The organism is Priestia sp. SIMBA_032 (genome assembly GCF_046535215.1).
In the GTDB taxonomy this organism is placed as follows: Bacteria; Bacillota; Bacilli; order Bacillales; family Bacillaceae_H; genus Priestia; species Priestia aryabhattai.
The window spans coordinates 1-249 of the sequence record NZ_JAWRXD010001233.1 but is presented as its reverse complement, the minus strand read 5'-3'; the positions used below and the strand labels follow the sequence as shown (position 1 = coordinate 249).

At 70.7% G+C, this 249-nt stretch carries 1 pseudogene; it reads left to right on the top strand.

From position 1 onward, the window contains the following. A pseudogene (locus SB717_RS38265) lies at positions 1 to 249 on the top strand (hypothetical protein); the annotation flags it as partial.

The following is a 249-nucleotide window of genomic DNA, read 5'->3' as shown; positions in this document are numbered from 1 at the left end:
CCTCCGCCGACGCGATCCACATCATGGCCCCCCACACCCCGGCCGCGATGGCCGACGTCGTCACGCTCGATCCGCGGAAGATCCGACAGATCCCGCATCCCAGCTACGAGGGGGTCTACGACACCGCCGTCACTCGCGAGGAGGCGCGCGCCTCCTTCGACATCGCCGACGATGACACCTCCGTGCTCTTCCTCGGCCAGATCCGCCCGTACAAGGGTGTCGACGCGCTCGCGCGCGCCGCGGCGACCG